We start from the raw sequence: 1,778 nt of genomic DNA, 5'->3' as shown, positions 1-1,778 counted from the left end.
GTACCGGGAGGGTCACGCCTTCGCGCGCGAGACGAGCCCCCTCGCCACGGCCCCCAGCCAGGTGCCGCCCTGGGGCCGGTAGGGCTCCCCTCCCAGGATCAGCCCCTCCACACGCAGCTCGCCCAGGCGCTCCGGGCCCAGCGCGAAGGGGTCGGCCGAGAGGACCGCCATGTCGGCCACCTTGCCCATCTCGAGCGAGCCCCGCTCGTCCTCGTCGAACGTGGCCCATGCGCCGTTGTAGGTGCACATACGCAGGGCCTCTGCCACGGTGAGCGACTCCCCCGGCACGTCGTGGTTGCAGGCGCGCTGCATCCAGAGCACCGGGTCGGGGTCGGTGCAGGGCGCGTCGCTGCCGGCCGAGAGCACGATGCCGGCGTCCCAGTAGGTGCGCAGCGGGTTGAGGCGGTCGGCCCGGTCGCGCCCGAGGATGGAGGCCAGGTAGGCGTCGGGCTCCTGGGGCCAGCCGATGAAGCTGGTCTGCATGGGAAACTGGATGCCGTACTCGCGGCAGATGGCCAGGCCCTCCTCGGTGGGCAGGCACGCGTGGATGATGCCGTNGCGGTGGTCGTCGCGCGGCGTGTCGTCGAGGGCGGCCTTGAGGGCGTGGGCGGCCTGGTCGAACGCGGCGTCGCCGATGGCGTGCATCTCCATCTGCAGCCCGGCGCGGTTGGCCTCCACGCAGAAGTCGCGCACCTGCCCGTCGGTGTAGTAGAGCACGCCGTTGCCGCCCTCTTCGTCGNCATAGGGCTCCCTGAGGGCGGCGTCATGGCTGCNGAAGCACCCGTCCAGGNCGCAGGCGAAGCAGCCGCCGATGCGTGGCAGGCCGCGCCTCCTGGCTACGGAGACGTCCATGGACTGCGGGAACACGCGCACCTGANNGCCGNNGCGGGCGCTCCTCGCCAGCCAGGTCTCGAGCGANATGTCGAGGTCGCCGGCAAAACCCACGCCCGACACCGAGTGCACCATGCCGATGCCCTTGGACGCCAGATAGTCCATGGCACCCTGGATGTTGGAGACGAGCTCGGGGATGGAGAGGCTGCCGGTGACGTGGTCGGACACCGCAAAGAACGCCTCCTGGTTCATCTCGCCGGTGTCGGGATGGTAGCCGCGGAGGCCGGCTACCTTCTTCTCGACGAGGGTGAGCAGCGCCGAGTTCACCACGCAGGCGTGGCCGTCGTACTTCACCATCATGATGGGCCGGTCGGGACAGGCCTCGTCGAGCTCGGCGCGGGAGAGGAGGCGGCCCTCCTCCACCGAGTAGGGCGACGCACCGAAGGCGATGAGGAGCTTGGAGGGGCTCTTGCGGGCGAAGTCGGCCACCATGGCCTGGATCTGAGCGTTGGAGCGGGCGTCCATGACGTTGAGGCCGGCGTGGAACGTGGCAAAGGAGGCCAGGTGCTCGTGGGTGTCCACGAAGGCAGGGCAGAGGGCCCGCCCGTCCAGGTGCTCCCGCGGGGCACGGGCGTAGGCCTCGGGCAGCCCTTCTCCCACAAAGACGATGCGGCCGCCGTCCTCCACCAGGTAGCGAGCCCGGGTGTCCCGGGCGTCGACGGTGAGGACGGTCCCCTCGTACACCTTCATGGCTCTCCCTCCGTTGGCCGCGCCAGCAGCATCCCAAGGGTAGCAGCTGGGGGGCGCCCCTCGGCCCGGCCGCCACTCCTCGGCGCCCCCTCCCCAACTGAACGCGTCTGGGGGCGGATTTTCCCCACCTGAACGCGTCTGGGGGCGACTTCCGGCGGTTTTGCCCGCGGGGAGTCGCCCCCAATCGCGTTCAGGTG

The 1,778-nt window shown here is 70.7% G+C and carries 1 protein-coding gene; it reads right to left on the bottom strand.

Translation table 11 applies throughout. The annotated features are described in order from the left end of the window. Positions 1–12 precede the first annotated feature (12 nt). The gene (locus JX283_RS08265; protein ID WP_204830148.1) at positions 13–1,581 is read right to left on the bottom strand and encodes an amidohydrolase; all 1,569 of its coding nucleotides are present in this window, start codon (positions 1,579–1,581) and stop codon (positions 13–15) included. Positions 1,582–1,778 lie beyond the last annotated feature (197 nt).

It is taken from the genome of Olsenella sp. CU969 (assembly GCF_905219715.1).
Lineage (GTDB): Bacteria > Actinomycetota > Coriobacteriia > Coriobacteriales > Atopobiaceae > Granulimonas > Granulimonas faecalis.
The sequence above is the reverse complement of the archived record's forward strand: the minus strand, read 5'-3'. Positions and strand labels throughout refer to the sequence as shown.